This is a genomic window from Calidithermus timidus DSM 17022, assembly GCF_000373205.1.
Taxonomy (GTDB): domain Bacteria; phylum Deinococcota; class Deinococci; order Deinococcales; family Thermaceae; genus Calidithermus; species Calidithermus timidus.
Genome location: NZ_KB890687.1, coordinates 283,172 through 302,369, shown reverse-complemented (window position 1 = coordinate 302,369; position 19,198 = coordinate 283,172). Strand labels below are relative to the sequence as shown.

General features: G+C 63.5%; 19 protein-coding genes, 2 tRNA genes and 1 CRISPR repeat array. Of the genes, 6 read left to right on the top strand and 15 right to left on the bottom strand.

The genetic code is table 11. From position 1 onward, the window contains the following. Positions 1-26 precede the first annotated feature (26 nt). The 4 genes from yidC to rpmH form a co-directional block, all read right to left on the bottom strand. Entirely contained in the window at positions 27-1,454 is a 1,428-nt protein-coding gene (gene yidC, locus B047_RS0101405) for a membrane protein insertase YidC (RefSeq protein ID WP_018465177.1), read from the bottom strand. Then, positions 1,451-1,756 carry a membrane protein insertion efficiency factor YidD gene (gene yidD / locus B047_RS15990; protein WP_420805363.1) on the bottom strand — a complete coding sequence of 102 codons (306 nt, stop codon included), beginning with the start codon at positions 1,754-1,756 and terminating at the stop codon, positions 1,451-1,453. Before yidD ends, yidC begins: the two co-directional genes overlap by 4 nt. A gap of 26 nt (positions 1,757-1,782) precedes the next feature. Beyond that, on the bottom strand, positions 1,783-2,148 hold the full coding sequence (gene rnpA, locus B047_RS0101395) for a ribonuclease P protein component (protein WP_018465175.1): 366 nt from the start codon (positions 2,146-2,148) through the stop codon (positions 1,783-1,785). A gap of 132 nt (positions 2,149-2,280) precedes the next feature. Further along, entirely contained in the window at positions 2,281-2,421 is a 141-nt protein-coding gene (gene rpmH, locus B047_RS17395) for a 50S ribosomal protein L34 (RefSeq protein ID WP_084784904.1), read from the bottom strand. A 143-nt stretch (positions 2,422-2,564) separates the two neighbouring features. Between rpmH and B047_RS0101390 the strand changes: the two genes are divergently transcribed. The 3 genes from B047_RS0101390 to B047_RS18255 all read left to right on the top strand — a co-directional run bounded on the left by B047_RS0101390 (position 2,565) and on the right by B047_RS18255 (position 3,060). Further along, a tRNA-Glu gene (locus B047_RS0101390) sits at positions 2,565-2,640 on the top strand. Positions 2,641-2,671: 31 nt separating this feature from the next. After that, positions 2,672-2,747: transfer RNA gene (locus tag B047_RS0101385), tRNA-Val, on the top strand. 34 nt (positions 2,748-2,781) lie between these two features. Continuing rightward, a complete protein-coding gene (locus tag B047_RS18255; protein WP_018465174.1) occupies positions 2,782-3,060 on the top strand; it encodes a CRISPR-associated endonuclease Cas2 in 279 nt (92 codons plus the stop codon). A 239-nt stretch (positions 3,061-3,299) separates the two neighbouring features. Next, positions 3,300-3,898: a CRISPR direct-repeat array (repeat unit 36 nt; unit sequence GTTGCGAAGCTTGCTAGCCTCGTAGAGGATTGAAAC). Between the two features lie 4 nt (positions 3,899-3,902). Here the strand turns inward: B047_RS18255 and B047_RS0101375 are convergent. The 9 genes from B047_RS0101375 to B047_RS0101335 all read right to left on the bottom strand — a co-directional run bounded on the left by B047_RS0101375 (position 3,903) and on the right by B047_RS0101335 (position 12,246). Next, positions 3,903-5,018, bottom strand: a complete 1,116-nt coding sequence (locus B047_RS0101375) for an aminotransferase-like domain-containing protein (RefSeq protein WP_018465173.1) — start codon at positions 5,016-5,018, stop codon at positions 3,903-3,905. 2 nt (positions 5,019-5,020) lie between these two features. Beyond that, positions 5,021-5,755, bottom strand: a complete 735-nt coding sequence (locus B047_RS0101370; protein WP_018465172.1) for an amino acid ABC transporter ATP-binding protein — start codon at positions 5,753-5,755, stop codon at positions 5,021-5,023. Continuing rightward, on the bottom strand, positions 5,755-6,699 hold the full coding sequence (gene speB / locus B047_RS0101365) for an agmatinase (protein WP_018465171.1): 945 nt from the start codon (positions 6,697-6,699) through the stop codon (positions 5,755-5,757). The genes B047_RS0101370 and speB overlap by 1 nt, the downstream gene beginning before the upstream one ends. A gap of 12 nt (positions 6,700-6,711) precedes the next feature. Further along, the gene (locus tag B047_RS0101360; protein WP_018465170.1) at positions 6,712-7,272 is read right to left on the bottom strand and encodes a helix-turn-helix domain-containing protein; all 561 of its coding nucleotides are present in this window, start codon (positions 7,270-7,272) and stop codon (positions 6,712-6,714) included. Beyond that, positions 7,272-7,925 carry an amino acid ABC transporter permease gene (locus tag B047_RS0101355; protein WP_018465169.1) on the bottom strand — a complete coding sequence of 218 codons (654 nt, stop codon included), beginning with the start codon at positions 7,923-7,925 and terminating at the stop codon, positions 7,272-7,274. Before B047_RS0101355 ends, B047_RS0101360 begins: the two co-directional genes overlap by 1 nt. 3 nt (positions 7,926-7,928) lie before the next feature. Next, positions 7,929-8,669 carry a basic amino acid ABC transporter substrate-binding protein gene (locus tag B047_RS0101350; RefSeq protein WP_018465168.1) on the bottom strand — a complete coding sequence of 247 codons (741 nt, stop codon included), beginning with the start codon at positions 8,667-8,669 and terminating at the stop codon, positions 7,929-7,931. A gap of 432 nt (positions 8,670-9,101) precedes the next feature. Then, positions 9,102-10,400 carry an ABC transporter substrate-binding protein gene (locus B047_RS0101345; RefSeq protein WP_018465167.1) on the bottom strand — a complete coding sequence of 433 codons (1,299 nt, stop codon included), beginning with the start codon at positions 10,398-10,400 and terminating at the stop codon, positions 9,102-9,104. Positions 10,401-10,475: 75 nt separating this feature from the next. Continuing rightward, the gene (locus tag B047_RS0101340) at positions 10,476-11,333 is read right to left on the bottom strand and encodes a carbohydrate ABC transporter permease (RefSeq protein WP_018465166.1); all 858 of its coding nucleotides are present in this window, start codon (positions 11,331-11,333) and stop codon (positions 10,476-10,478) included. Positions 11,334-11,337: 4 nt separating this feature from the next. Further along, positions 11,338-12,246 carry a carbohydrate ABC transporter permease gene (locus B047_RS0101335; protein WP_026234475.1) on the bottom strand — a complete coding sequence of 303 codons (909 nt, stop codon included), beginning with the start codon at positions 12,244-12,246 and terminating at the stop codon, positions 11,338-11,340. Positions 12,247-12,324: 78 nt separating this feature from the next. On the opposite strand from B047_RS0101335, the gene B047_RS0101330 reads away from it, so the two are divergent. Both B047_RS0101330 and B047_RS0101325 read left to right on the top strand, forming a co-directional pair. Then, positions 12,325-13,356 (top strand): LacI family DNA-binding transcriptional regulator, encoded by a 1,032-nt coding sequence (locus B047_RS0101330; protein WP_018465164.1) that lies wholly within the window; start codon positions 12,325-12,327, stop codon positions 13,354-13,356. A gap of 60 nt (positions 13,357-13,416) precedes the next feature. After that, positions 13,417-15,678 (top strand): sensor domain-containing diguanylate cyclase, encoded by a 2,262-nt coding sequence (locus tag B047_RS0101325; protein WP_018465163.1) that lies wholly within the window; start codon positions 13,417-13,419, stop codon positions 15,676-15,678. Here B047_RS0101325 and B047_RS15980 read toward each other — a convergent pair. Beyond that, positions 15,675-17,081: a lyase family protein gene (locus B047_RS15980; RefSeq protein ID WP_040778761.1), complete on the bottom strand. Its 1,407-nt coding sequence runs from the start codon at positions 17,079-17,081 to the stop codon at positions 15,675-15,677. The genes B047_RS0101325 and B047_RS15980 overlap by 4 nt on opposite strands. Before the next feature lie 429 nt (positions 17,082-17,510). Further along, a complete protein-coding gene (tnpA, locus tag B047_RS0101315) occupies positions 17,511-17,921 on the bottom strand; it encodes an IS200/IS605 family transposase (protein ID WP_018465161.1) in 411 nt (136 codons plus the stop codon). Between the two features lie 37 nt (positions 17,922-17,958). On the opposite strand from tnpA, the gene B047_RS15975 reads away from it, so the two are divergent. Further along, on the top strand, positions 17,959-19,191 hold the full coding sequence (locus B047_RS15975) for an RNA-guided endonuclease InsQ/TnpB family protein (protein WP_052605987.1): 1,233 nt from the start codon (positions 17,959-17,961) through the stop codon (positions 19,189-19,191). Positions 19,192-19,198 lie beyond the last annotated feature (7 nt).

Genomic DNA, 19,198 nt, shown 5'->3' with positions numbered 1-19,198 from the left:
CCCCGGGCGCTCTCACGTCGCGACAGCTACTTAGACTTCGCGTTCGCCGCAGCGGGCTTGAGGTCGCCCAGGCTGCGCTTGATCAGCCACTGCTGGGCCAGGGTGATCAGCATCGAGAGGATCCAGTAGATCGAGACGCCGGAGGGGAAGCTGAAGATGATGAACACGAACACCAGGTTCATGATCATGCCCTGGCGCAGGGCGTCGGGGTTCCCGGCAGCCGAGAGGTAGGTCGAGGCGATGGTGGTGAGCACGTAGAGGATCGGCAGGATGTAGAGGGGGTCGGGCAGGGCCAGATCGGGGATCCAGAGCACCCCCTGGCCGAACTCGTAGTTGGCGATGACCTTCCACAGCACAAACAGTATCGGAAGCTGAAGGAACAGGGGAAGGCACCCGGCAAAGGGGTTGATCTTGTGTTCCTGGTACAGCTTCATGGTCGCTTCGGTGCGCTTCTCCGGGCTGTCCTTGAACTTCTTGTTGATCTCCTGGATCAGCGGCTGGATCTTATTCATCTCGGCCATGCTCTTGTACTGCTGGTGCATCAGCGGCCACAGGAGCAGGCGCACCAGGAGGGTCAAGAGCACGATGGCAAAGAACCAGCTCCCCGTCCAGCGGTGCCCCTGCTCCATCACCCACAGCAAAGCCAGCGAGAGCTGACCCCAGATGTCGGGGCGGAACAGGCCGGGCAGCTCGAGGTACTTTTCCACGTGCAGTCGCACCATCTCGTTGGCGCCACCGTAGGCCCGGAAGGAGGTGACCTGAGCGGGTGGGATGGTGACCTCGAGGGTGGCCGAGTCGCCGCTGGGCGAGCGGGTCAGCTTGGCCTGGCCGAAGCCCTGGATGGGCTGGATGATCATGGCGTAGCCCTTGGTGGGGGATTGCTGCCAAGCCACATACACCGGTTTGCCGCTGCCGGTTTCGCTGGGCTGGGTGTTGCCGGGAGTGAGCCACTTGGTGAGCGGGCGTTCACTGCCGCCAATCCCGCTCCAGCTCAGCACCCTAGGGCTGCCCGACTCCACGCTGACTTCGATGGAGAGAAACAGCGGGTCGATGACGTAGGTCAGCTTGCCATCGCCTTCGGTGAAGCTTGCGCTGAGCTTGCCCCCCTTGCTGCCGTTGGGCGCTTGGCTGAACTCGGCCTGGGGGGCGTTGAAGCCGGAGAGGGTTCCCGGCAGGGGCACGCCCGAGCGGACGAGGTTGAATTTGCCGCTGTAGTTGCCATTGAAGTCGGTACCGCGCACCTGCTTGGGGTACCAGCCGACGATCTGCCCCTGAGCGTTGAAGGCGATATCGGCGAGGTTGGTTACGGCGACCTTCTCTTGCTTACCGTCGCCGTTGACATCAGCATCGCGCCACTGGGCTTTGAGGGCGAGGGCGGGGGAGAGGGCGAAGAGCAAACCTAAGGTCAATCCCAGGGCCAGCTTGACCAGCCTGGGGCGGCTACTGTGGTTCATCGTTCCTCCGTTAGGGTGGGCCAGAAATTGATGCGGGGGCGTTGCTGCGGCACGGGGTCGAGGCCACCGGGGTGGAGGGGGTGGCACTTGAGCAACCGCCGTACCGTGAGGTAGCTCCCCCAAAAAGCTCCGTGGCGCTCGAGAGCCTCCAGAGCATAGCAGCTACAGCTCGGGTAAAAACGGCAGGTAGGCGGCTTCAGGGGCGAGATGAAGCGCCGGTAAAACCGCACCAAACCGATCAGCAAGGGCTTCACACGATCTCCGTTCCTGCGGCTCCCAACCCCGCTGGCTTGCTCAGCCATGGGAGGGTGGTTGACCCGCACGCGCGTCATTGTATCAGCCCGGATTTCTTCAGGGTGAAAGCCAGGTCGCGGTATAGCTCGGCATAGCCGGCGGTCGCGGCTTCGGGTTGAGCTACGACCATCAAGTCGCAGGGTGGAAGCAGCATGTGGCGCAGGATTTCCCGCATGCGACGACGGATTTTATTGCGCAAAACGGCTTTCCCAACCTTCTTCGAGACCACCAGCCCCACCTTGACGGGGCCGGTGCGGTTGGGCAGCCAGCGCACGGAAACCAAGCGACCCCTAGCTGCCCGCCCCTTCTTGAGCCGGGCGAAGGCCCACTCTCCTTTGAGCGACTCCAGCCGCGAACCGCTAGGATCCCTGCCTTCTTCTTTCCGCACAGCCTTATTCATCGTTGCAGGCTGCACGGTGCCAGCTCCCGAGTTCGCGAGGGCTGGCCTGCGGCGGCGTGGCTTGGAGGGCGTCATAAAGAACAACCTCCCGCTGACCCAAGGGGCGCAGGAGGCTCAAGAGGGGTTCACGCCTTAACCCGAAACGGACAGCCGAACACGGCCTTTAGCACGGCGACGAGCGATGACTTTGCGGCCATTTTTGGTCTTCATGCGCACGCGGAAGCCGTGGGTCTTGGCCCGCTTGCGCTTATTGGGTTGCCAGGTGCGTTTCATTGCAAGTCCTCCAAACCCGGTGCTAAACCGGCAGCCCAAGAAGTCTATCACAAGAACTGAGCGAGCGCAAAGCCTGGGGTTTACGAAATTGAAAGCATGTGCTAAGGTTATGTCTTGCGGGTTCGATCCCCGCTTGAGGGCAAGGCCCCATCGTCTAGCGGCCTAGGACGCCGCCCTCTCACGGCGGTAACAGGGGTTCGAATCCCCTTGGGGTCACCAAACCAAAGCCCGGCCTCGAGGCCGGGCTTATGGGCGCTTAGCTCAGCTGGTAGAGCACATCCCTTACAAGGATGGGGTCGGGGGTTCGAGTCCCTCAGCGCCCACCAGTAAAAACCCCCGGTTCACGCCGGGGGTTTACCCATGTCCGTCGCGGTAGTGGGCGGGCGCTCCTCGAGGGGCTGCCCTGGCCGCGGGCCCGCTCGAGCGCCTTGGCGGCCCTTCTATCCGAGCGGGAGGAAGGGCGTTGAGGTCTTTGAAGCTCGGCTTACCCGCGAGCAGTGGGCCCACCTCAAGGGAGCCTTGGTGGACAAGAAAGAGGACATCCTCGCGGTTTACTTTCTTCCCTCCGAGGCCGTGGGTCGGACCTGGCGGGTTGGTTACGAAGGGCTCAAACGCCTTGAGGACCCCGGCTTCGTATAGCGAACGCGAGGGTCACCTTATACAAGACCCCGATAGCCAAACCAAAGCTTTCCTCGCCCTGGACAGTGCTCTAACCGTATGCAGAGAGACCTCGAGGCCACCGTCGCGTACGCACAGCACCTCGAGGACAAAAACCCCCTCTCCCTCCCCAAGCACCCTAGCTCTACTTGTGCATAGTACCCTCGCGTGCGAAAATGACCCTAGCAGGATCATCCAGCACAGTGTTCGCAGGAGGATCTGTTGCGAAGCTTGCTAGCCTCGTAGAGGATTGAAACGTTTACTCCCCTCCTCCTTCCACCAGCTCCACCAGCGTTGCGAAGCTTGCTAGCCTCGTAGAGGATTGAAACAGTTGAGGTAGAGGCTGCCGGGCCGCAGCAATGGTTGCGAAGCTTGCTAGCCTCGTAGAGGATTGAAACATGGGGATCTCGCTCGAGGAGGCCCGGCGGGCCGTGGGTTGCGAAGCTTGCTAGCCTCGTAGAGGATTGAAACAGCCTCGAGTCCTCCCTCTCTCTCACCCTCAGGGTTGCGAAGCTTGCTAGCCTCGTAGAGGATTGAAACATGAATATCAGCAACAATCCGATCAGTGTCGTTGCGAAGCTTGCTAGCCTCGTAGAGGATTGAAACACTTCGCCTTTATGGCCGATCCCGGCTAGGCAATGCGTTGCGAAGCTTGCTAGCCTCGTAGAGGATTGAAACGTTGCGCCGTAGGGCCAGGAAGTCCCGCTCGAGCTGGTTGCGAAGCTTGCTAGCCTCGTAGAGGATTGAAACATGTTTATGCTGCATCATAACTTCCTTGCGTTGGGTTGCGAAGCTTGCTAGCCTCGTAGAGGATTGAAACCCCGTCATCCCCTCGCTATAACCCGCTCCAACCGCCTTATCCCCTCGAGCAGCCCCTCCTCGGGATAGTAGGCGAAGCATAGCCGCAGGGCGTGACGGAAGGAGCCGCTGGGCGAGAAACGCACTCCTGGTTGGAAGGCCACCCCTTCCTCACGGGCCTGCTGGAGCAGCCGGGCGGCGTCTTGCTCGGGGGGAAGTTCCAGCCAGACGAAGTAGCCCCCCTGGGGAGGCTGGAACCGCACGGGTAGTCGGACTGCGCTCAGCGCCTCGAGCAAGGCCGCCAGCCGCCTGCTGTAAACCTTCCGCAACCGCTGTAGGTGGCTCTCCTGCAATCCCATGGCCATGGCCTGGGCCACGACCCGGCCTGTGAAGGGGTTTAGCCCGCCCCCGCTCTGCACTACCCCAGCCCGCTCCAGGCGCTCCAGCAAGCCGGGTGTCGCCTGGACCCAGCCCAGCCGCAGGCCGGGGGCCAAGATCTTGGAGAATGATCCCAGACTGATCATCCGTTCGCTGGCCATCGTTCCCAGCGGCGGTGGGGGCGGGGGGCCATAGCTGAGGAGGTGGTAGACCTCGTCGGCTATCACCCAGAAGCCGTACTCCTCGGCCAGGTGCAGCAGCTTTTGTCGCTGCTGGTGGGAGAGGCTGGCGCCGGTGGGGTTGTGGAAGGTAGGTACGGTGTAGTAAAGCACCGGGCGGTGGGTGTGAAGGGCAGCCTCGAGGGCTTGGAAGTCCCCCCGCGGTACCCCCACCACCTGCAGGTTGCGCTCGCGAAAGATGCCCAGGGCCAAAAAGTAGGTGGGGTCTTCCACCAGCACGCTCTGGCCAGGCTGGGTCAGGGTGGCGCAGAGCAGGTCCAGTGCCTGGGAGATACCCCCGCTGATGAACAGCCGCTCCGGCGGCACCGGGGCGCCGTAGTGGTGGGTGAGGAAACGGGCCAGCTCCCGGCGTAGCTCGGGGTCGCCCCCCTCGGCTCCGTACTGCAGGAAATGGGGTTCGCTCTGGGCGAATAGGGCTTGGCTAGCCTGGTGAAGGGCCTCGAGGGGGAGGAGCTCGAGGCCGGGGTGGCCTACCCCTAAGTCGATAAAGCCCTGGGGGATGCGGGTCTGTGTGATGCTCAGCATGGCTAGGGGTGCAGCAGTCGCTGCAGAAAGCTGCGGGTTCGCTCCTGACGGGGCGAGGCGAAGACTTCTTCGGGCCGCCCTTCCTCCACTATCTCCCCCTGGTCCATGAAGACCACCCGGTCGGCCACCTCGCGAGCGAAGGCCATCTCGTGGGTCACCACCAGCATGGTCATGCCGCTTTTAGCCAAGTCGCGCATCACCGCCAGCACCTCGCCCACCATCTCCGGGTCGAGGGCGCTGGTGGGCTCGTCGAAGAGCATCACCCTGGGCTCCATGGCTAAGGCCCTGGCGATGGCCACGCGTTGCTGCTGTCCGCCGGAGAGCTGGGCCGGGTACTTGTGGGCTTGATCGGCGATGCCTACACGCTCTAGCAGGGCCAAGGCCTTGCGCTTGGCTTCCTCCGGCTCGAGGCCCCGCACCCGCAGAGGAGCCAGGGTCACGTTCTGCAACACGCTCATGTGGGGGAAGAGGTTGAATTGCTGGAAGACCATGCCCACCTCACGCCGCACCGTGCTAAGCTTCCTGGCCTCCTTCAGGGATATCCCATCCACCACCACCTCACCCCGCTGGAACTCCTCCAAGCCGTTGAGGCAGCGGATCAAAGTGCTTTTGCCGCTCCCGGAGGGACCGATGATGACCAGTTTCTCTCCCGCTAGCACCTCCAGGTGGATGCCCCTGAGCACCTGGTGCTTGCCAAACCATTTTTCCAGGCCGCGGATGCGGATGATGGGCTCCATCAGCCCTCCTTGTGGCGCAGAGCCAGCAGGGAGATGAACTCGTAGATCAGGTTGGCGGCCAAGTAGGGGGTGATCTCGCCGGGGTCGATGGTGGGGAGCACCTCCACCACATCGGCCCCTTTGAACTCCAGCCCCTTCAGCCCCCGCACCAGGGCTACGATCTCCCTGGAGGTGAAACCCTCCACCTCGGGGGTGCCGGTCCCCGGGGCGTAAGCCGGATCCACGGCGTCGATATCCAGGCTGATAAAGCATGCCCGCTGTCCCACGCGCTCGTGGATGCGCTTTAGCGTCTCCTCCAGGCCGATGCGCTGCACCTCGTACATGGGGATTAGCTCGTAGCCCAGCGCCCGGCTTCCCGCGTAGTCCTCGGGGCCGTAGTTGGAGCCGCGGATGCCCACTTGTATGGAGTGGGCGGGGTCCACCAACCCTTCCTCCACCGCCCGGCGGAAGGGGGTGCCGTGGTTGTACTTTCGCCCGAAGTACTGGTCCAAGGTGTCCAGGTGGGCATCGATGTGCACGAGGGCTAAAGGGCCATAGACTTGGGCCAGCCCCCTCAGCTCCCCCAGCGTCACCGAGTGATCGCCTCCCATGGCCAAAGGGATCACCCCGGCCCGGGCAATGCGCTCGAACTCGGCTTGGATGCGGGTGTAGGTGTCCTCGAGGTAGCCGGGGACCACCGGCACGTCCCCATAGTCCACCCCCGAGAGGTAGTCGAAGATCTTCACGTCCCAATAGGGGTTCCAAGGACGCAACATGATGGAGGTGCGTCGGATGCTCTCCGGGCCGAAGCGGGCCCCGGGGCGGTGGGTGGTGGCGTCGTCGAAGGGAATGCCCAGCACCACGAAATCCACCTCCTCCAATGTGCGCAGGTGGGGGAGGCGCATGAAGGTGCGTACCCCGGCGAAGCGGGGGGACTCGAGCGAGCTTGCGGGTTGATGCTTCATGGGGAAACCTCTTTAAGGAGCAGGGCACAAGACCCAGATCACCACCGTGGGTGTGGGGCCGGGGTTGCGCCAGGTGTGGGGGTCGCGCCCCGAGAAAGTCAGGCTATCGCCCGGCCCCAGCCGGTACTCCTCCTCCGCCACCCACACCGTGAGCTGGCCTTTGAGCACGGTGATGAAATCGGTATTGGCGGGAAAGCGGTAAGGCTCTTTACCCCCGTGCCCGCCGGGGGCGATCTCGGTGCGCAGCACCATGACCTCGCCCTCCAGCCCCCGCGAGAGGATGTGGTCTTGTACCCCCACCCCGCCGAAATGGGCCGCTACCGCCTCATCCTTGCGCACCAGGCGGGTCTTGGGGGCCTCGAAGAGGACGCCGGGCTGGATGCCCAAGGCCGCGCAGACCTTGAGCAACGAGGCCACGCTGGCTGCTGTCGCCTCGCGCTCGAGGCGGCTGAGGAAGGACTTGTCCAGCCCGCTGCGCATTGCGAGCTGCTCCAGGGTGAGGCCCTGGGCCTTGCGGATGCGGCGCAGCCGGGCCCCAATGCCTGTCTCGGTGGGGGAAGAGGCGCGACTCATCAGTGAGGGACGCTCCAGCGGCGCTCGAGCCCGCGCGAGACCCATGACAGCAGCAGGGTCATCCCCAGGTAGAGCATGGAGACTGCCAGGTACATCTCGAAGGGCTTGAAGGTGCGACTGGCTACCAGTTGCCCGGCGCGGGTGAGTTCGACTACCGCGATGGCCGACAACAGCGAGGAGTTCTTCAGCAGGCTGATGCCCTCGTTGACCAGCGGGGGGATCACCCGCGTGAAGGCCTGGGGCAAGATCACGTAGCGCAGGGTTTGGCTGGGACTCAGGCCCAAAGATAGGGCGGCCTCACGCTGACCTTTGGGGATGCTCTGGATGCCCGAACGCAGGATCTCGGCCACGTAGGCGCTGGAGTTGATGCTAAAGGCCAGCACTCCGGCTGCGAACTCGTTGATTTGCTGCTGGATGAGCTGGGGCAGCCCGAAGAAGATCAAGAAGATCTGCACCAGCAAGGGCGTGCCCCGCAGCAACTCGATATAGCCCAGGGTGAGGGCGGAGAGCCAGCGTAAAGGGGACATCCGAGCCAGGGTTACCAACGTTCCCAGCAGGATGCCGAAGAGAAGGGAAAGCGCCGTGACCTTTACGGTGATCCAGGCCCCTTGCAGCAAGAAGGGCAGGTTGTCGCGGATGAGCCCGAAGTCCATGGGTTATTTGAACCAGCGGGCCACGAGCTCTTCGAGCTTACCGCTGCGCTCGAGCTTCTCCATGGCTACGTCCACCGCCTGGCGCAAGTCGGCGCACTCCTTGCGGAGGGCCAGCCCGGTATCCACCGAATTCAGCTCGGCCACCACCTGCAGGTCGGGGTACTGCTGAATGAAGGCCCGGCCCACCGAGCGGTGCACGATGAGGGCGTCGGCTTGACGGGTCTGTACGGCCAGGGCCGCTTCGGTGTAGAGGTTGTAGGACTTGACGATGGCCCCCTTCACCCCCTGGGCGATCTTCTCTTGAGCGCTGCCGATCTGCACTGCCACCCGCTTACCCGCGAGGTCTTCGAGCTTGCGAATGCCAGGCGTGTCTTTGCGGGTGATGATCACGTTAGGCCCGGAGATGTAGGGGCGGGAGAAGTCCACCGACTTCTTGCGCTCTTCGGTGATGGTTAGGCCCGCTGCCACAACGTCGATTTTCTTAGCCAGCAGGGCCGGGATGAGCCCGTCGAAGCTTTGGGTGATCCAATTGACCTTGATCCCCAGTTCCTTGGCCAGCAGGTTCACCAGGTCGATGTCGAAGCCGACGATCTTGTTAGCGTTGTCCAGGAACTCGAAGGGGGGGTAGTCGGGGCTGGTACCCACGTTCAGGCCTCGAGCCTTTACCTCGGCCAGACAGCTCTGGGCCAGAGCCCCAGGCAGGGCCAGCAAAACCACCAAAACCACCATCCCGAACTTGCGCATATAGCCTCCTTCTCGCTAAAGCGATTGGCCCTACACTAGCACGCGTTTGCATATTACGCAACAAAAGTTGCATGGAAGATTAAGAGCGTCCGGAACGGCGGTTGGTTCGGCCCTCTATGGAGCTAATCGGACGGGCTTGAATCTATACCGGCTTCCAACATCCTAGGCTACTTCCGAACTGCCAGGCTTGTTCAGGACTGTAATACCAGATTCGGTTAGTTTGTCACCGAATGGTGACGCCGCCCCGCCCTGGCGGGGCGGTCGACCGAAGGGAGTGCTCTGGGATTCAAAAAGATAGCCTCTGGGTTTTGGTTTTGAAGAGTATCTTTTTGAATCCGGTATAAAAACAAGTACATGGGCGGGGGTTTTTCGCTAAAGCAACAGCCACCTCGAGCACGTGGCCTCGAGGTGGCTTGCGGGTTATGCGAGTCTTCAGCGCACCGAGGAGTTGTAGCGTGCGATGGCCTCGTTAGACTTGGCCGCAGCAGCGTTCAGCGCCTCTTCTACCGTGGCCTTGCCCGCGATCGCCAGCTCCATGGCCTCTTCGATGTGCTGGCGGATTTGCGGCATCACCCCGGCTACTGCACCCTGGCTGGATTTGGTGGGCGGGCTAGACAGGATGATGTCGATGGGGGTCTTGGCGTTGGGGTTTTCCTTCCAGTAGGCCTTGGTCTGGGGAAGCTCGAGGGTTGCACGGGTCACGGGGTAGTAGCCCGTAGCCTTATGCCACTCGAACTGCACCTCGGGCGAGATGGCGTACTTGACGAATTTCCACGCGCAGTTGATCTCGTTATTTGGATGGTCTTTGAAGATGTAGAGCGCGGCTCCCCCGATTGCCGTGCCGCCCTTGGTCCCCGCGGGCCGAGGCAAGGAGGTGGTGCGGAACTGGAAGCGGCCCCCGACCTCGCGAGTGACAGCTCCCAGGGCGGCGGTGGACTCGATGAACATGGCGGCTTTGCCCGAGGTAAACGCCTGGCGCTGGGCAGCGCCATCGCGCCCGACGTTGATGTTGATGCCTTCGCGGGTCATGTCCACGATCCACTTGACAGCCCTCACTCCGGCTGGGCCGTTGTACTCTACCGCGGTAGCCCGCTTGGTGCGCCCGTTCTCGTTGTTGACCACGTAGCCACCCTGGTTGTAGATCAGCTGCTCGATAAACCACCCGTACACCCGGATGCTAGCCCCATACTGGATCACGTTGCCGCTGGCGTCCTTCTTGGTGAGCTTGCGGGCGTAATCGACGAATTCCTCGAAGGTTTTGGGTGGGCGGGTAAGCCCAGCCGCCTTGAAGGCGTCGACGTTGTAGTAGAGCTCCGCCGTGGAGGCGTTGAAGGGCACGCCGTAATACTTGCCATCGAGGTTGTAGTAGCGGGCCAGCGGGAACAGGATGCCCGAGAGGTCGTACCCATCGCGCCGGGCGAGATCGGAGATGGGAACAACCTGGCCCGATTCGGCAATCCCCTGTAGGCCCAGGTCGTAGATTTGCTGGACGTGGGGTGGGTTCTTAGCACGTAAAGCGGCTTGCAGCTTGGTCAGCCCATCGTCATAGGAACCTACGTAGGTCGAGACCGCCTCGCACTCTTTTTGCGAGGCGTTGAAGCCCTTGACGATCCTTTCGGTGGCTTCGCCGTTGACTCCACCCATCGAGTGCCAGAAGTTGATCTTGACCTGTGCCATGGCCGTGCTCGCCGCCAGGATGCTTAAGCCGACTGCCAGAGCTTTGCCCTTCATACAACCTCCTTTTCCTCTCGTTGGACGCACATATCCTAACCAAGCATTGACCGCTTCGGTCAATAAGCCGTCAGCCTATCCTTTGATTCCACCTAGCGAAATTCCCCGCACGAAGGCTCTCTCGAGCAGCATGAAAGCGATCAGGGTAGGAGCGAGGACCAAAATCGCCCCGGCGGCCACGAAGCCGTAGTTCGAGCCCTCCTGATCGACAAGGAAGAAGCGCAGCCCGATCTGGGCGGTGCGCCAGGTGGGTTCGTTGGTGACGATGAGCGGCCAGAGGTACATGTTCCAGGTGTTGAGGAAAGTCAGCAGCGCCAGTGAGGCGATGGCTGGGCGGGCCAGGGGCAGCGCCACAAAGCGCAGTTGTTGCAGCGGCGTAGCCCCGTCGATCTTGGCGGCGTCGAAGTATTCTTCGGCAATCTGCAAGAAGCTTTGCCGCAGCAGAAAAATGCCAAAAGCTCCCGCCAGGAAGGGCAGCACCAGGCCCCAATAGCTGTCGAGCAGCCTGAGGCTGGAGATGGTGAGGTAGTTGGGGATGAGGGTCAGTTCCCAGGGGACCATGTAAGTAGCCAGCACCGCCAGGAAGAGGCTGCGCTTGGCGGGGAAATTCAGCCGAGCGAAGCTGAAGGCCGCCAGAGCCGAGGTCAGCAGTTGCCCCAACGTGACCCCGAGCGAAACTAGCAGGGTGTTCCACAAGTAGCGCAGCAGAGGGGCTTTTTCCAGCGCGCCCTGGTAGTTCTCGAGCGAAAAGCTTTTAGGCCAAAGCCGGGGCGGGTACTCAAAGACGTCTCCTGCCGGTTTGAGCGAGGCGCTCAGCAGCACCAGGATGGGGAAGATGACCACGAAGGAGAGCAGGGTCAGGCCCAGGTACGACCAAAAAAGTTCCCCCCACCTGACCCGTCTGCGGTTGAGTGATGGTTTTGTGGCGTCCATGGCTCTATTGGTAGTGCACCCGCCGCTCGAGGCGGCTTTGCAGGATGGTGAAGCCCAGGATGACGATGAACAAGACGACGGCCTGGGCAGTGGCGTAGCCGAAGCGGAAGTTGATAAAGCCCTCGGTATAGATACGATAGACCGCTACCTGGGTCGCGTTGGCGGGCCCGCCCTGGGTGAGCAGGTGGATGGGGCCGAAGGTGGTCATGGCGTGAATCATTCCCACGATGGAAGCGAAGTAGAGTGTGGGGGTGAGCAGGGGTAGGGTGATGCTGCGGAAGATGCGCGCGGGGGTGGCCCCGTCGAGGCGGGCCGCTTCGATGAGTTCCTCAGGGATGCTTTGCAGCCCGGCCAGCAGCAGAATGGCATTGAGGCCAAGGTTTTGCCAGGCCACCGCCATCGCCAGGGCGGCTAGGGCGATGCTGGGGTCTTGCAGCCAGGAAACCGGAGGCAGGCCCACCAGGCCGAGGGCATAGTTGATGTAGCCGACGCTGGGGTGGTAAAGCCAGCGCCAGGCGATGGCGGCGGTCGCGGTGGGCACCGCGACGGGCAAGAACAAGAGCACCCGGTACACGCGAATCCCCGGTAGGCTGCGGTGCAGCAGCACCGCCGACAATAGCCCCCCGCCAATTGAAACGGGCACGGTGAGCAAGGTGAAGTACAGCGTCGTCAGCAGGCTACTGTGGAAGTCGCGGTCCTTGAGCAGGTCCTGATAGTTGCGCAGGCCAACCCAGATCGATTCTCCGGAGAACGGAGCCTCGGTGTGCAGCGAGAGCCACAGAGCGCTGAAGGCCGGATATACGGTGAACAGGCCCATCAGCAGCAGCGCCGGAGCCAGGAACCCGAACCCCTCTAGATTTACCCGGCGGGTTCTCCGGACTCCGCTATACGGGATAGCGGTACGCTGATCCATGCTTGAAGCAATATACCTCACTCGAGCGCGGCGTGGGCACTTACAATGATCGGGGGAGGGAATGAATCCCCTGAAGCTATGGCACGCAGCAGCTATACCCTGGAGGACGTCGCCCGCGAGGCGGGGGTTTCGCCCAGCACGGTGTCGCGGGTGATCAACGGCAGCGCCAGGGTGCGCCCGGGCAAGCGCAAGGCGGTGCTGGAGGCCATAGACCGCCTGGGGTATCAGCCCAACCTCATGGCCAAGGGCTTGGCCCAGGGCAAATCCCTGACCATCGGGGTGATGGTCCAGGAGATCTCGAGCCCCTTCTACGGCGAGGTCATCAAGGGCATTGAACAGGGGCTCGAGGGCACGCTCTACCACCCGGTGTTCTCCACCGGGCACTGGCAGGTCGAGCAGGAGATGGAAGCGCTGCGGGTGCTCAGCGCGCGGCAGATCGACGCCCTGATCGTGCTGGACGGCTTGGTATCCGAGGACTACCTGCTGGGGTTGGCCAGGAAGATGCCGCTGGTGCTGTTTGGCCGCCGCATCAAGGGCCTGGAGCGCAACACCTTGCTGGTAGACAACCTCCAGGGGGCTTACCGGGGAACCCGCCACCTCATCGAGCTTGGCCACAGCCGCATCGTTCACATCGCTGGCCCGGCCTATCATCCCGACGCCAAAGGCCGCCTCGAGGGCTACCGCAAGGCCCTGGAGGACGCTGGAATCCCCTTTGATCCGGAGCTGGTGGTGGAGGGCGATTACCTGGAGACTTCCGGGGTGCTCGCTGTAGAAAAGCTGCTTTCGCGGCGGCTGCAATTCAGCGCGATCTTTGCCGCCAACGACCAGATGGCCATGGGGGTCATGCTGGCCCTGCACCGCCGAGGGATTCGCGTACCCGAGGACATTTCGCTGGTGGGCTTCGACGACCTGCCGGGCTCGAGCTACATGACCCCGCCCCTGACCACGGTGCGCCAGCCGACCCTCGAGCTGGGCCGCGAAGCGGCCAGAGCGGCCTTGGCGATGCTCGCGGGCCAGCCCTACGAACCACCCGTGTTCAGTACCAGCCTGGTAGTGCGTGAGTCCACGGCGATGCTGCGCGTGGGCCGGGTGGTCGGCTGGGGAAGGTAAGAAGTCGGCCCCGCGGCTTCACGGATGCGCTAATATTCTGACAAAGGTGAAGGAGCGGCTATGGGCTCGGTGCGCAAAAGTGCCTGGATGATCGCCACTGTGGGGCTCGGGCTGCACCTGCTGGAGCAAACGGGGCTCCTGCGCTTGGCTTTCTCCGAAGCCTGGCTGATGATCGCGCTAGCTACCCTCACCTCGGTGCTGGGCTACCGCTGGGTCTTGCCACTGGTTGCGGGAGCTGGCCTCCTGGACGCGCTGCTGGGGGTGCGTCAGACCCTGCTCGAGCTGCTCGTGCTCTACGCTAGCTCCAGCCTGCTCGCGGCCTGGTTTGGAGCCCGGCTGCGGCGTGCTTACACCGAACGAAAACGAGGTTCGCACCTTATTGCCTTGCTGGTGCGTGGACAGAAGGAACTCTATGGCCTGAGCACTTGCAGTGCCGTGCTGGAGGCGCTACCCGCCATCCTGGAGGGCTATGGCCAGGGTCGCGTAAGCGTGTGGGAGCCGGAGGCGCCGGACGGGAGGTTCAGGCGGATCGCGGCTTCGCGCAGCTTCCCTCAGGACTGCCAGGTGATCGCCGGGCACGGGATCGTGGGGCAAGCCTTCGGGGAGAAGCGCCCCATCTACCTGCCCGACGTGCGCTCCGATCCGAAGTACCTGCCTGCCTCCGCCTCGGGTACGTGGCCCCTGTGCGAACTGGCGCTGCCGCTGTTCAAGCAGGGCGAGGCCATAGCGGTGCTCAACCTCGAGTACCCTGAGCCCCTGAGCGAAGAGAGCCTGCAAGCCCTCGTGCACTTTGCCCAGGGGGTCAGCCGCCACCTCGATCACCTCTCCGAGCACCGTGCGCTGGCTTTGCTGGAGGAACTCAACCGGGCGATGTATTCCGCCCAGGATCTGGCCGGGCTGGGCGAGCGGGCTTTGGCCTTGCTGGGGCAGGTGCTCGAGCTCGAAGGTGGATCCCTGGTGCAGCAAGACGGCAGCCGGCTGCGCGCGCTGGCTTTTTGGGGCGATGTGCTCCCTCAGGAGAGGGCTTTGCTCGAAGAGGGTATCCCCTTCGGTCAGGGCCTGGCCTGGGAGGTTCTGCACACGGGTCAGCCCCTCTTCAGCGATCGCTACGCTGCCGAGGAGGGGGCCCTACCCACACTCAAGGCCACGGGGGTTCAAGCCCTGCTACTGCACCCGATTGTGTTGCCTGGAGTTCAGCGGGTACGCTTCATCCTGGGCTTCCAGACCCGTCAGCAGCGCCGCTGGCGGCAAAGCGAGAAGGAACTGCTGGCGCGGGCCTGCCGGGTGGTGGGCCTGGCCCTGGAGGGTATGCTCGAGCGCCAGCGCATTAAAACCCTCCTGAACTTGCAGCAATCGCTGCTCGAGCTCTCCCCCGAGGCAGCCTATGGGCAAATTCTCCAGGTCGCGGTGGCCATGGTGCCCGGAGCCGAGGCCGGAAGCTTGATGGTGTGGCGGGATGGGGCGTTTGAGTTTAGGGCTGTGCAGGGCTACGACCTGGAAGGCTTGCGCGGGGTTCGTTTCAGCTTGGAGCAGCAGCAAGCTTGGCACGGTAACCTGGCGGGCTGGCAGCGGGGCCTCCCTCGCATCCGCTCCAGTGCCCTAGCCGAGACCAGCCTCGAGACGGGTCTGCCGGAGGACAAGAGGGAGGCCGCCCGCCTGGAGGAGATCAAGACCAACCTCCATCTGCCCATTCGCTACGCCGAGGAGGTGCTGGCCTTGCTCAACCTCGACAACCTGCACGACCCCCTGGCCTTCGATCACGATTCCCTGCAAGCCGCCGAGCTTTTCGCCCCGGTGGTGGCCACGCTGCTGCACGACCTGCGCTACCGCCAGCGCCTCGAGGAAGCCGCCCTTACCGATGTACTCACCGGCCTGTCCAACCGCCGGGCCTTCGACCTTCGCCTGGCCGAGGAACTCGAGCGCGCCCGGCGTTATGCCTACCCCCTGTCCTTGCTGGTGATGGACCTCTCGGGCTTCAAAGCCATCAACGACCGGCTGGGTCACAAGGAGGGGGACCGGGCTTTGCAAGCAGTGGCCAGCGCCCTCAGAGAGCAGCGACGCAACGGCGATAGCCTCTATCGCTGGGGAGGCGACGAGTTTGCCGCCATTCTGCCCCATGCCGACCTCGGGGGGGCCATTGCGGCGGCTACCCGTTACCACCGCGCCATCGGCGCGCTGAAGATCGGGGAGATGGGGCTGGGCGTCAACATCGGCGCGGCCTGCTTTCCCAAAGAGGCCCAGGACGCCGAAGCCCTGCTGCGCCTGGCCGATGAACGCATGTACGAGGCCAAGTCGCGCAAGGTGCCCCTCGCCTTGGATTAAGCGCCCAGCAGTTGGCGCGCCAGGCGCACGCGGTGACGCACGGCTTGGGTTTCCTGGCGATCCTGGGCCAGCCGCCTGCGGGCCAGGCGCAGGTGGCGCTCCTGGGCCTGGGGGGCTACCCCACCCAGCACCTGGCGGCGCTCGAGGAAGCGCCGGGGCTCGAGGGCGGCCTGCAACTCGGGGGTGCTGTAGCCCAGGTGGGTTTGCAGGTCTTCGGGGGTGGTCTGGGCCAGGGTGCGTCCCTGTGCGCTCAGGTGGGCCAGCAGGTCCTTGACCCGGCGGTAGGCCTCGCCCAGCGGCCAGTAACCTCCGGCCACGAGCACGTCCACTAGCTCGGAAGCCAGCACCGAGCGGTCCTCCATACCCCTCAGTAGGCCCTCGGGCCGGAACTCGCTTTCCTCCAGGGCCACCCGCAGCAGCTCCAAGGCCCCCTCGGCCATCTCGCACAGCCGGTCCAGCGGTTCGACCACCCCGGTGGAGTGGTCGTTGAGGTCGCCGAAGGCGGTGGAGTGGTTGAGTTGGGTCAAGAGGCTGGCCCCACCGATGAGCTCGGCCACGAGGACCCGGGCGTGCTCGAGGATCACCGGGTTGTGCTTTTGCGGCATGATCGACGAGCCCTGCGCCACGCGCTCCCCCACCCGGAAAGCCCCGCCCTCGGCCCAGGCCAGCAGGTCGCGGATCAGTCGTGAGAGGCTGGTGCCCAGAGCGGCCAGGGCCTGGGCGAGCTCGAGGGCCCAGTCTCCGGCGGCGATCGCGTCGTAGGTGTTCTCGACCACCCCGCCAAAGCCCAGCCAGCGGGCCATGGCCTCACGGTCCACGGGATAGGGGCTTCCGGCCAGCGAACTCGCCCCAAGCGGGGAGCGGTCGGTGGTTTCCAGCGCGGCCCGCAGGCGGCGAAAGTCCCGGCTCAGCAGGTTCTCGAAGGCCGCCAGGTAGTGACCCAACGAGCTTGGCTGGGCGGGTTGGTGGTGGGTGAAGGCGGTCATCAAGGTGTCCCGGTGGCTCTCCGCCAGCACCAACAGGCGCTGGCGCAGCCGCAGCAGGTCGCCCATCACCGAGAGGATCTGGTCGCGGGTGTAGGCCCTGAAGACGGTGAGGTCGAGGTCGTTGCGCGAGAGCCCCCGGCGCAGCGCCCCGGCCACCTCGGCCCCGGCCATCTCGTTGAGTTGGAGGTCGATGGCGAAGAACACGTCCTCCGCCAGACCGCTAAAGCCGGGCAGGGGAAGGGGCCGCAGCAAGCGCAGGGCCTGCACCGCTTCCGCGGCGAAGGGTATGCCCAAAGCCGCCAGGCCCTTGGCATAGGCGCTCAGGGCATCGAGGAAGTGGGGCACCAGCCGCTCTCTGGCAAAGCGGTAGTGGCGCATCAGTACGCGGCGTCGGTAGGTGGTATTCCAGCGGGGCATAGTTAGTTGGTGTTCAGCCAAAACTCAGCCGGGCTTCAGGTAGTCGAGGCAAGCTTTAAAGCGTGAGGGTCACGCCACAACCCCCTCACCTCCCTTAGACCGCCGGAGCGGCACTCCGGCGGATTTTTTTCTCTGGCCACGGCCCAGCACTTGCCCAGTTTAGCCAATCGTGGGCTCGAGGTGGGTGATACCCAAGTTCGGGTTCCATCCCGACCAGATGATTATTCGTCGGTATAGCCGTCTCGCGGTTGGCTTTCGGCCAGTTGAACCATAGGGACGTGGGGCGGCAGTCCCCGACCAGACCTCTATTAGGTTGGTCAGTGAAGGGCCATCCGGCCCCCGGCGATGCCGGTACTCAAGTGAAGGGCCATCCGGCCCCCGGCGATGCCGGTACTCAGGGGAAGGATAGCCCCACGTCGCCGAAGGCGGCTACTTTGGGGGCTTGCGCTGCCCCTGGATGTATTGCTTGAGCACCTCCAAGGGCGCCCCGTCCGCTGTCATGAGGGCGTAGGAACCTGACCATAGCACAGGCTTCCAATAGAACTTGCTGAGGTGTTCGGCGTGGCGCTTGCGTAAGGCGCGACTGGTGACGGTTTTGAGGCTGTTGACGAACTTTGCAGGTTCGACAGTCGGAGTGGCCTCGAACAGTAGGTGTACGTGGTCGGCTTCGCCGGAGAACTCGACCATCTCGCAACCCCATTGCTCGCACACCTGGGCGACCTTCTCCCGCAACTCCTCCAACATCAGCCCGGTCAAACACTTGCGTCGGTATTTGGTGACCAGAACCAGGTGATACGAGAGACGGAAGACGGCGTTGTTGGCGGTCTTCAGCTTGACCATAACCGTATGGTACAATGGGCGCGTGTAGACTCTCCAGGTGCGGTACAAACTCTACCCGAACCAAGCTCAACTTGAGACCTTGGAGCGGTGGAACCGCCTGCACTGCGAGCTGTACAACGCCTGCATCGAGCAGCGCCGCCGGGCTTGGGCCAAAGGGAAGAGCCTGAGCTACTACGACCAGCAGAACGAGCTTCCTGCGCTCAAAGCGGTCATGCCTGAGTACGAACCGTTGGGCAGCCACGCCTTGCAGGAAACCGTACGTCGGGTAGACCGGGCCTTCCAAGCCTTTTACCGTCGGGTCAAGAGGGGTGAGAAACCGGGCTTTCCTCGCTACAAAAGCCCTAAGAGCTTTGTGGGCTTTTGCTACCCCGACCGGGCCGGGTGGAAGTTCGAGCGGGGGCCGAACGGCAAACACGGGATTCTGCACCTCTCCAAGCTTGGCCCCATCAAGGCCAGGGGCAAGCCCCGTCAATGGGGCGAACTCCGCCAGGTGGTGCTGACCCGCACCTCTCACGGCTGGTATGCCACCATTACCCTTCGTTGCCAGCCTGTCCGGGAAACGGGGAACGATGCTGTGGGCGTAGACCTGGGGGTGGACGCGGTCGCCACGCTCTCCGACGGTACGAGGGTGGGAAACCCCCGCTTTCTCAAACAGGCCAGCCAGAAACTCAAAGGGTTGCAGCGCCGACTTGCCCGTAGAAAGCGCTTTGGCAGCAACTGGAAGCGCACCAAGCAGCAGATAGCTCGACTGCACCTCAAAGTAGCGAACCAGCGTAACGATTTTCAGCATAAGCTCACCTCGCTTTGGGTTTCCAGGTACGGACTCATCGCCACCGAGGAGCTGCGGGTCAAGAATATGACGGCAAACGGCGGGAGCAGAAAGGCAGGTCTCAACCGAGCGATGCTTGACGTGGGGATGCGGGGCATCCTGCAAAAGCTGGCGTACAAAGCGGAAGAGGCTGGTACGCGGCTGGTAGAGGTGCCCACCCACAAGGTCAAGCCTTCGCAGACCTGTCCTGTCTGCTTACGCCAGGAAAAGAAAGCGCTCGCTCAGCGGGTGCATCGGTGCCCCTGTGGGTGCGAGATGCCCCGCGATCAGGCCGCTGCTTTGGTCATGCTGAGGTGGGCCTTAGACCCCTGGGTGTACGGGCGGCCGCCCGTCCCGCAGGGGATCTACCCCTGGGAACTAGGGGGCGGGGAGGGGCTGAGGTTTGGCCCCGACGAACCGCGAAACCCCGACCACACCGCGATAGCGGTTGGTCAGGGGTAGTTCATCA

What these genes read in the sequence shown, in the direction of transcription:
- yidC (WP_018465177.1), bottom strand. Translation starts at nt 1,454, where the DNA reads ATGAACCACAGTAGCCGCCCCAGGCTGGTCAAGCTGGCCCTGGGATTG.
- yidD (WP_420805363.1), bottom strand. Translation starts at nt 1,756, where the DNA reads ATGGCTGAGCAAGCCAGCGGGGTTGGGAGCCGCAGGAACGGAGATCGT.
- rnpA (WP_018465175.1), bottom strand. Translation starts at nt 2,148, where the DNA reads ATGAATAAGGCTGTGCGGAAAGAAGAAGGCAGGGATCCTAGCGGTTCG.
- rpmH (WP_084784904.1), bottom strand. Translation starts at nt 2,421, where the DNA reads ATGAAACGCACCTGGCAACCCAATAAGCGCAAGCGGGCCAAGACCCAC.
- B047_RS18255 (WP_018465174.1), top strand. Translation starts at nt 2,782, where the DNA reads ATGTCCGTCGCGGTAGTGGGCGGGCGCTCCTCGAGGGGCTGCCCTGGC.
- B047_RS0101375 (WP_018465173.1), bottom strand. Translation starts at nt 5,018, where the DNA reads ATGCTGAGCATCACACAGACCCGCATCCCCCAGGGCTTTATCGACTTA.
- B047_RS0101370 (WP_018465172.1), bottom strand. Translation starts at nt 5,755, where the DNA reads ATGGAGCCCATCATCCGCATCCGCGGCCTGGAAAAATGGTTTGGCAAG.
- speB (WP_018465171.1), bottom strand. Translation starts at nt 6,699, where the DNA reads ATGAAGCATCAACCCGCAAGCTCGCTCGAGTCCCCCCGCTTCGCCGGG.
- B047_RS0101360 (WP_018465170.1), bottom strand. Translation starts at nt 7,272, where the DNA reads ATGAGTCGCGCCTCTTCCCCCACCGAGACAGGCATTGGGGCCCGGCTG.
- B047_RS0101355 (WP_018465169.1), bottom strand. Translation starts at nt 7,925, where the DNA reads ATGGACTTCGGGCTCATCCGCGACAACCTGCCCTTCTTGCTGCAAGGG.
- B047_RS0101350 (WP_018465168.1), bottom strand. Translation starts at nt 8,669, where the DNA reads ATGCGCAAGTTCGGGATGGTGGTTTTGGTGGTTTTGCTGGCCCTGCCT.
- B047_RS0101345 (WP_018465167.1), bottom strand. Translation starts at nt 10,400, where the DNA reads ATGAAGGGCAAAGCTCTGGCAGTCGGCTTAAGCATCCTGGCGGCGAGC.
- B047_RS0101340 (WP_018465166.1), bottom strand. Translation starts at nt 11,333, where the DNA reads ATGGACGCCACAAAACCATCACTCAACCGCAGACGGGTCAGGTGGGGG.
- B047_RS0101335 (WP_026234475.1), bottom strand. Translation starts at nt 12,246, where the DNA reads ATGGATCAGCGTACCGCTATCCCGTATAGCGGAGTCCGGAGAACCCGC.
- B047_RS0101330 (WP_018465164.1), top strand. Translation starts at nt 12,325, where the DNA reads ATGGCACGCAGCAGCTATACCCTGGAGGACGTCGCCCGCGAGGCGGGG.
- B047_RS0101325 (WP_018465163.1), top strand. Translation starts at nt 13,417, where the DNA reads ATGGGCTCGGTGCGCAAAAGTGCCTGGATGATCGCCACTGTGGGGCTC.
- B047_RS15980 (WP_040778761.1), bottom strand. Translation starts at nt 17,081, where the DNA reads ATGCCCCGCTGGAATACCACCTACCGACGCCGCGTACTGATGCGCCAC.
- tnpA (WP_018465161.1), bottom strand. Translation starts at nt 17,921, where the DNA reads ATGGTCAAGCTGAAGACCGCCAACAACGCCGTCTTCCGTCTCTCGTAT.